The sequence below is a fragment of the Bradyrhizobium genomosp. I (2014) genome (genome assembly GCF_000261685.1).
Classification (GTDB): Bacteria; Pseudomonadota; Alphaproteobacteria; order Rhizobiales; family Xanthobacteraceae; genus Bradyrhizobium.
In genome coordinates this window covers 1-7,709 of sequence record NZ_AJQE01000360.1, presented here as the reverse complement: position 1 = coordinate 7,709, position 7,709 = coordinate 1, and the positions used below count along the sequence as shown (strand labels likewise).

8 protein-coding genes and 1 pseudogene are annotated in these 7,709 nt (G+C 66.2%); 5 read left to right on the top strand and 4 right to left on the bottom strand.

The annotated features are described in order from the left end of the window. Positions 1-85: 85 nt before the first annotated feature. Complete coding sequence (locus IC50_RS31565; protein ID WP_035714485.1) at positions 86-976, bottom strand: efflux RND transporter periplasmic adaptor subunit; 891 nt, start codon at positions 974-976, stop codon at positions 86-88. 287 nt (positions 977-1,263) lie between these two features. Between IC50_RS31565 and IC50_RS31560 the strand changes: the two genes are divergently transcribed. Further along, entirely contained in the window at positions 1,264-1,875 is a 612-nt protein-coding gene (locus IC50_RS31560) for a PAS domain-containing protein (RefSeq protein WP_035714475.1), read from the top strand. 3 nt (positions 1,876-1,878) lie between these two features. Here IC50_RS31560 and IC50_RS41620 read toward each other — a convergent pair whose 3' ends face one another. Next, entirely contained in the window at positions 1,879-2,049 is a 171-nt protein-coding gene (locus IC50_RS41620) for a hypothetical protein (RefSeq protein ID WP_157461132.1), read from the bottom strand. 121 nt (positions 2,050-2,170) lie between these two features. Here IC50_RS41620 and IC50_RS41615 point away from each other — a divergent pair, with 121 nt between their 5' ends. Together IC50_RS41615 and IC50_RS43790 are read left to right on the top strand one after the other, a co-directional pair. Beyond that, complete coding sequence (locus IC50_RS41615; RefSeq protein ID WP_157461130.1) at positions 2,171-2,347, top strand: hypothetical protein; 177 nt, start codon at positions 2,171-2,173, stop codon at positions 2,345-2,347. 109 nt (positions 2,348-2,456) lie between these two features. Then, entirely contained in the window at positions 2,457-2,579 is a 123-nt protein-coding gene (locus tag IC50_RS43790; protein WP_256375944.1) for a hypothetical protein, read from the top strand. Positions 2,580-2,601: 22 nt separating this feature from the next. Here IC50_RS43790 and IC50_RS31555 read toward each other — a convergent pair whose 3' ends face one another. Beyond that, positions 2,602-2,961 carry a hypothetical protein gene (locus IC50_RS31555; protein WP_035714482.1) on the bottom strand — a complete coding sequence of 120 codons (360 nt, stop codon included), beginning with the start codon at positions 2,959-2,961 and terminating at the stop codon, positions 2,602-2,604. Positions 2,962-3,282: 321 nt separating this feature from the next. Here IC50_RS31555 and IC50_RS38580 point away from each other — a divergent pair, with 321 nt between their 5' ends. After that, the gene (locus IC50_RS38580) at positions 3,283-4,260 is read left to right on the top strand and encodes a phosphatase PAP2 family protein (RefSeq protein ID WP_050991158.1); all 978 of its coding nucleotides are present in this window, start codon (positions 3,283-3,285) and stop codon (positions 4,258-4,260) included. A gap of 116 nt (positions 4,261-4,376) precedes the next feature. Here IC50_RS38580 and IC50_RS31545 read toward each other — a convergent pair whose 3' ends face one another. Then, positions 4,377-7,040, bottom strand: coding sequence for a bifunctional diguanylate cyclase/phosphodiesterase (locus tag IC50_RS31545; RefSeq protein ID WP_035714472.1), 2,664 nt, complete (start codon positions 7,038-7,040; stop codon positions 4,377-4,379). 385 nt (positions 7,041-7,425) lie between these two features. On the opposite strand from IC50_RS31545, the pseudogene IC50_RS31540 reads away from it, so the two are divergent. After that, positions 7,426-7,709 (top strand): annotated as a pseudogene (locus IC50_RS31540) (LysM peptidoglycan-binding domain-containing protein); the annotation flags it as partial.

Sequence of the window (7,709 nt, the reverse complement as noted above, 5' to 3'; positions counted from 1 at the left end):
CCGCGCGAAGCGCGGCCCGATGACAGGTCCTCCTCGCAATGACGGCGTTGAGGGAGCTGCGCTCGCAATGACGGTATTGCGGCGACTACTTCGCCGCTTCCGCGGCCATCACCGGGCGCACCGGATCGCCTTCGCGCAGCAGCGCGCCGGCGCGGGCGACGACGACATCGCCTTCGTTGAGGCCGTCGCGGACCTCGATATTGCCGCCCGACATCAAGCCGATCTCGACACGCTTGGTCTCGACGCGGTTGCGGCGGATCACCTGCACCACGGTGCCCGCGGATGAATACTGCACGGCGGTCAGCGGCACCGCGACGTTGCAGCTCTGTCCGGTCTTGATCAGCGCGCGCCCACTCGCGTTCAGGAGCAGCCGCTTCTGCGAGGAGATGCCGATATAGACCATGCCCTGCTGGATGTTCGGCTCGACGGTCGGGCCGATGCGGCGCACTTTGCCGCTGATGTCGCCGGCGCCTGCGATCCACACGGTGGCCGGCTGATTGACAGCGAGCTTGCGCACATCGGTGGTGGCGACGAGGCCGACGAGATCGTATTCGCTGCGCGCTACGATCGTGAACAGCGCCTCGCCCTTGGCCGAGGCGAAGTTGCCGATCTGCGCAGTTGAGGCCGCGATCACGCCCGCCACGGGCGCGGTGACCTGAAGCGTGCCGCCTTCGGGCAGGGCCAGCCGCGCCAGCACCTGGCCCGCGGTGGCGGTATCGCCCGCTTCCGCCAGCACGTCCGTGACCTTCAGGCCGGGACGTTCGGGCCGCACCGAGGTTTGCTCCCGGGCGATGATCGTGCCGGCCGCCTCGACGATATCGGAGAAGCAGGATTTCGCGACCTTCAGCACCGTGACCGCCGGCCCCTTGGGCGCGTCGTCATCGGCGGCTCCGGCAGGATAGGGGCCGAAGACGAGCAGGCCGGCGACGGCTGCGGGACACAGGCTTCGAACAACGGCACGGGGCAAATGACGCATCGGAAATTCCACAGGGGCTATGTCTCCAATCGATAGCAGATGGCCGCCGCCCACACTATGGCCGCGTCGCCCCAAAACGAGATGCCGCACCGCCGCAGGCAGCGGCAAGCCTTTGATTAGTCGCGGGATTGGAGAACAGGTTCGCGCTTTTGGGGCGCGCTTGTCGTGGCGGTCCGGGGCCCCGGGTGCGGCCGATCACGATCTTCTCATCTGCCAGATCCACCTGTATGGAACTAGGATCGGGAGCGATGCGGCGTTGCCGCCGTACAACTCGTAGTCGAGACGGGATGCGCCAGTTCGTATGCGAGCAGAATATCGTCCATTTCGAGCGGTTGCTCAATGAGACGACCGATCCGACGGTCCAGAGCACCGTGCGCGCGCTGCTGGCCTCGGCGAAGCGCCAGTTGGCGTTGCTGAACTCGGCTGCGTCGGGTGCCGATTCGACGCCGCTCGAACATCGCCGGCGGCAGCACATCGACGCCGCAATGATCCGGCGGCAATTCCAGCCGGAGTTCGACGGCTCGCCACATCCCTATATGTTGCTGGACCCCGGGCCGGGCCTGTCGATCGTCGACATCAACGACGCCTACGCGGCGGCGACCTTCATCAGCCGGACCGACGTGGTCGGCCGGTCCCTGTTCGACATGTTTCCCGACAATCCCGACGATCCGCTCGCCGATGGCGTCAGCAATCTCTACAGCAGCCTGCGGATCGTCGGCGAGACGGGGCGGGCCCATGCCATGGCGATCCAGCGCTACGATATCCGCGATCCCGGCGGCACCTTCGTCGAACGTCATTGGCAGCCGATCAACTCGCCGATCCACGACGCGAACGGCCACCTGGTCTTCCTGCTGCACCACGTCGAAGACGTGACGGCGCAGGCTACGGCGCCGCGTTAACGGTCAGCCGCGTCGGTCGCCCAGCAGCTTGCCGGTCGAACGCTCGATCAGATGCAGCCGCGTGCAGGCCGGACAGGACACGGACACATAGGTGCGATCGGCCGGCTCGTCGGTAAACCGATGCTGCACGTTGAGGCCGGTCTGGGGGCATTTGAAGACAATCTGGCGGTCCATGACCGAGATATGACGCCAAGCCGCGCCCTGCGAAATTGCGGATGTTTACGTAGGTCGGTGGCCTCCCGCGGCAGGCTCAATGCTGTTGCGAACCAATGCCGTGCGAACGCGTTGAACCGGCATGCCCCGTGAAAACGATCTCGAAGGCAAGCCCGACATGGGCGGCAAGCACGGCGGTCAGGCCGGCCAGCCCGAGCTTCCGCCACGGCCGCGCGAGGGCGAGTGCGACGAGGACGTCGTGGCAAAGCGCCACACCGGCCAAACCGATCGCGCGCCGCCGCCGACCAAACCAAAATAGCGCCTCGTCCGCCCGCATGCGGCTGGACGGTCGTCGCGCCAGGGAACGGCGGCCTCGCTATGCCGTTGGCCCGGTACGGCGGGCGAGAGATGGAAACGGAGGCTGGCTCGTGTTTTGGATCTATTGGGACACGGCCTGGTCGCTGATCATCAGCGGCATCATGGTCGCCACCATCGTCAGCCACCCCGACGCCGAATTCGCCGAAGTGCGGGCGGCCCGACGGTCGATGTGAGCATCCCGATCCCGGTCTCGATTCACGTCATGCTGCCGGGCATGAAACAGCGGATCATGGGGCGGCCGTTGACGTAATACGGCCAGACCATGGTGCGCCCGGCGCGGTTGGGCTCGGTGATCACCGTGTCGTCGGGTACCTCGATCCAGTTGCCGAGGAGGCGCACCCGGTAGTGCCCGTCCCGCGTGTCCCAGTCGACATCGTCGAGCGCGGTGCCGTCGGCGTTGGCACAACAGGGGCCACCGCCCTTGCTGTGCAGGCCCTCGAACCAGCCCTTGAGGGGAGAGTTTGCGTAGCGCCCGTCATCGCGGGCCTCCGCGGACAGGCCGATCAGGGCTGCTGCCGCCATGAGGGGGATCATCCTGAAAGTCACGATCGCCATGTCGCCTCGCTCGGTCTCGCGCACGCGCAACGGCGCGGACGCGAGCCGCCTGCGCCACGCGTGAAGCGATATTGCCTGATGCCCGCCGGCCGGAGGTCCGGTCGTCTCAGCAGGGCGATAACCGCGAGGTCCAGGGTTTGATCCTATTTTTCGGGCGGCGGCTTCGATGGGGCTGCCGGCCCGGCCGGCTGAAGGCAATTGAACGGTCCGGCGAACGACTCTCTTAATCTTCGTCCGATAAAGGTGGCCCCAACTGCAAGTCGCAGCGTCATACGTCATCCCGCCGGCCGTTCCGGCCGCCGCCGTGGTCGATCGCCGCCCATGACCGAACCCCTCGACCCTGACCCGTCGAAGCACGCCGATCGCATCGTCTGGATCGCCGTCGGGGCCACGGCCGCTGTCGTGTTCATCGCGGCGATGCTGGGGCCCTTCCGGATCGAATGGATCTCATTCTGGAAACCTGCCCTCGTCGCCGTCCTGCTCATGTTGATGAGCTGGTTCTATGCGACCGTCAGAAAGGACGCGGCTCTCGCCGGCGCGTTGATCGGGGCTGCCCAGCTCATTGCATTTGCGGCGGTGGCGGCTCCTCTGTCCTATGTCGCAGCGAGCGCGGCATTCCCGCTCTGGGACGGTGAGCTCGCCGCGCTGGACCGGCGTCTCGGCTTCGACTGGATGTCGTGGCTCGATGCGATGAACGCCGCGCCGCTTCTGCATCGGACACTGGCGCTCGCCTATGCGAGTTTTGCCGTGCAGACGACGGCCATCGTCGTCGTATTGGCCGCGGCGGGGCATGCCCTGCGATTGCGCGTCTTCATGCTGAGCTTCGTGCTGACGACCCTTCTGACGATCGGCGTGTCGACCCTGATGCCGGCGCAGGGCGTCTGGGGCCATCTGCATCTGTCTTCGATCAACTCTCCGACTATCGTGCCGGTGACGCGGGATCTGCCCCTTCCCGTGTTCTTTGGATTGCGCGACGGAACCTTTCGTCATCTGGTCGCGGAGGGCGCCGACGGAATTATCAGCTTTCCCAGCCTGCATGCCGCGCTCGGACTGCTCTTCCTGTTGGCGCTGTGGCCGGTCAGATATGTCGGAAGTATCGCCGCCCTGCTCAATGTTGCGATGATCGCGGCAACGCCGGTGGATGGAAGCCACTATTTTTGCGATGTCATCGCCGGTTTGGCGATCGCGCTTCTGAGCTGGATTGCCGTGCAACGCGCTCTCGCCCGCGCGACGGGTGAACGAATGCGGCCCTCCGGGCCTGTCGAAAGCGCCGCAGCGTTGGTCCACGTTCCGAAATAGGCGCGTTCCGCTTCGCTAAAGCGCGATGAGATTTGGATGAATCATCATCGCGCTTTGGGTTGTTGTTTACGCATGATCTTTCCGGAAAACCGCTTCGCACTTTTCCGGATCATGCTTTAGGCCGCCACCGCCTGCGCCGCCAGCAGCTCCTTCAGCTTCGCGGCGGGTACGGCCGGGCTGAACAGCCAGCCCTGCATCTGGCTGCATCCGAGCTGGCGCAGCACCTCGCGCTGGGCCTCGGTCTCGACGCCTTCGGCGGTCGTCGCCATGCGGCGGGCGGCGGCCATGTGCACCACGGCCTGCACGATCGGCGAGGAATCCTCGGGCTCGCCGATGTCGCTGATGAAGCTGCGGTCGATCTTGATCTTGTCGAACGGGAAACGGTGCAGATAGCTCAGCGATGAATAGCCGGTGCCGAAATCGTCGAGCGCGATGCGCACGCCGAGCTCGCGCAGCTGCTGCAGGATCGTCAGCGCTTCCTCGTCGTCGCGGATGAGCACGGTCTCGGTGATCTCGAGCTCGAGCCGTCCGGGCGCGAGCCCCGATTCCGCGAGCGCGGCCGCGACCTTGAGCGCCAGCGTCCGCGAGCGGAACTGGACCGGAGATACGTTGACCGCGATGTGAATCCGGTCGGGCCAGGAGGCGGCTTCGCGGCAGGCCTGCTTCAGCACCCATTCGCCGATCTCGCCGATCAGGCCGGTGTCTTCCGCGACGGGAATGAAGTCGGCGGGCGAGACCATGCCGCGCTCGGGGTGGCGCCAGCGCAGCAGCGCCTCGCAGCCGGTGACCACATTGGCCGCGAGGTCGACCAGCGGCTGATAGTGCACCTCGAACTCGCCGCGCACGAGCGCGTGACGCAAATCGAGCTCGAGCTGCCGCCGCTGCCGGGCCTTGGCGTCGTATTCGGGTGCGAAGAGGCGGAAGGTGCGGCGCCCTTCCGATTTCGCCGCATACATCGCCAGATCGGCGCGCTTGAGCAGATCGTCGAGATTGTCGCCATGATCGGGCGCGACGGCGATGCCGATGCTGGCATCGGTCGGGATCTCCTGGCCCTTGCAATTCACCGGCGCGCGCAACGCCTCGAGGATCGCTTCCGCCAGCGCCGCCAATTCGGCCGCGTCGTTCGTTCCGGCCTTGACGATGGCGAATTCGTCGCCCCCTAACCGCGCGACCATGTCGTTGCCGTTCACGCAGGCGCGCAGGCGGTTCGCCACCTGGCGCAGCAATTCGTCGCCGACCTCGTGGCCGAGCGAATCGTTGACGCCCTTGAACTCGTCGATGTCGATGTACAGGATCGCGAACGGCTTGCCCTGGCCGAGCTCGGCGACGCGGCGTTCCAGATGCCCGCGCAGCAGCGCGCGGTTGGGAAGGTCGGTCAGCGCGTCGTAGTGCGCCATGTGGGCGATGCGCTCGTCGGCGCGGATGCGCTCGGTGACGTCGTCATGGGTGGCGAGCCAGCCGCCGCCGGCGGCGGGCTGGCTCTTGATCTCGATCAGCCTGCCGTCGGCGGTCTCGACGATGGTGCTCTGGGTCCGGCCGATATTGCTCAGGATGCCGTCGCAATAGGCCTCGATGTCGCCCTCGAACGAGCCGGTGTCCCGGCGGTGCCGGATCACGTCGCGGAAATGGGCGCCGGGCTTCACCACCTCGGCCGACAGCCCGTACATCTCGACGTAGCGCCGGTTGCAGACGATCAGCCGCTCGTCCTGGTCGAACATCAGCAGACCCTGCGTCATCGTGTTCATCGCGGTGTCGAGGCGCTGCTTCTCGAGCGAGAGCCGGTTCGTCACCTGGCGGAAGATCAGATAGAGCGTGAGCACCAGCAGGCCGATCGACAGCACGGCAATCGCGACGAAGAATTTCGTCTGCGCGCGCCAGGTCGCCAGCGTCGCATCCAGCGACCTGGTCGCCACCACGACCAGCGGCTCGCCGGCGAGCAGGCGCGAAGCGACGATGCGGTCCTTGCCGTCGATCGGGCTTGTGAGCTGCGTGGAGACGAAGGTGCGCTCGAACACCGCGACCTGCTCCGGCGTGCCGTTGCGAAAGTTCTGCCCGATCATCGCCTCGACATGCGGAATGCGCGCGAGCAGCTGGCCGTTCTGGTGGTGCATCGCGATCGAGGATTCCTCGCCGAGCCCGGTCGAGGCGAAGAAGGATTCGAGCTGCTCGGGCGCAATCGCACGCGAGACCAGCCCGAGGAATTCGCCGTGCGGGCCCGACACGCGCCGCGCGAACACGATCGCCGGTCCGCTGCCGAGCCGTCCGGGCACGACTTCGACCTCCTCCTGCGAGGCGGGATCGTTCTTGAGCCGGTTGAAATAGCCGCGGTCGGCGACCGAGACGTCGGCGACCGGCCATTGCCGCGACGAGTTGATCAGCACGCCGCTGGAATCGAACAGATTGGCCCCGGCAACGTCGGACCAGCCGCTGGCCTTTGCACGCAGCACCTCGTGCACGGCGAGCGTGCCCATCTCGCCCCGGAACATGTCAGCGGATTCGATGCCGCGGCTCTCGAGCTCGGCGATGATGCTCTTCTGCAGCACCGCAAAGTCCTCGAACTCGCGGTCGAAATGCCGGGCGAGCATGCGGACGGAGCTTTCCAGGCTGTTGCGGCCGCTCTCGATCGCATTCTGCCGGAAGCGGTCGACGGTGAGCGCGGTGCCGATGGCGGTCGCAAGCATCAGCACGAAGCCGCCGATGATCAGCCACGTCAGCGGCGCCCCGCGCCAACGGCGGAGCAACGCGCGCAGTCGCGCGGTCGATCGGATCGATGCGCCCATCCAGCCCTCCCGTGGGATGCAAGATGCAGCAGAACCGACAAGACCCCGTTACCATTGATGGTTAGGGAAATATGAATTCGGAGCGGAATCAGAGGGTTGGTTCCCCGATTGGAGCCGCGCCGGCCATCGCGGGTCGCTCGTGCGGGTGAAGCGGCCACCGTCAGGACAAGCGCCAGCCATCGGGCGCGGCGGCAAGATATGCTCACGAGAGAATGCCGCGAAGAGATGCCGCGAAACGGCCTCGCTGACTGGACGCCGGCGGGGTGGCGCCGGTTCATCACTGGGGCTGGACGGAGGCTCATCATTCCATCGACCGTCTTGCTGCCGCAGCCAAATCGGCGCACCTTGCCGGCTTCGGCTGATTTGCTACTCAAGGTCCTTTCAGATGATTACCGCGTCCAAGGCCTTCATTGCCTTCTGTCTGCTCGCGCTGGTCGGCACCGCACTGGTGATCGGCCCGACCGAGTTTCGCCGCCTGCTGCCGGACGGGACGAAAACCGTCGTCGCCGCCAGGCCGGAGGCCAAGGTCGAAACCAAGGTCGAAACCAAGGCCGAGCCCAAAGCCGAGGCCAAGGTCGAGCTCAAGGCGGATCCGCGACTGGAAGAGCCCAAATCGGAGCTCAAGCCGGAGCCCAAGCCAGAGCTCAAGCCGGAACAGCCGAAGCTTGC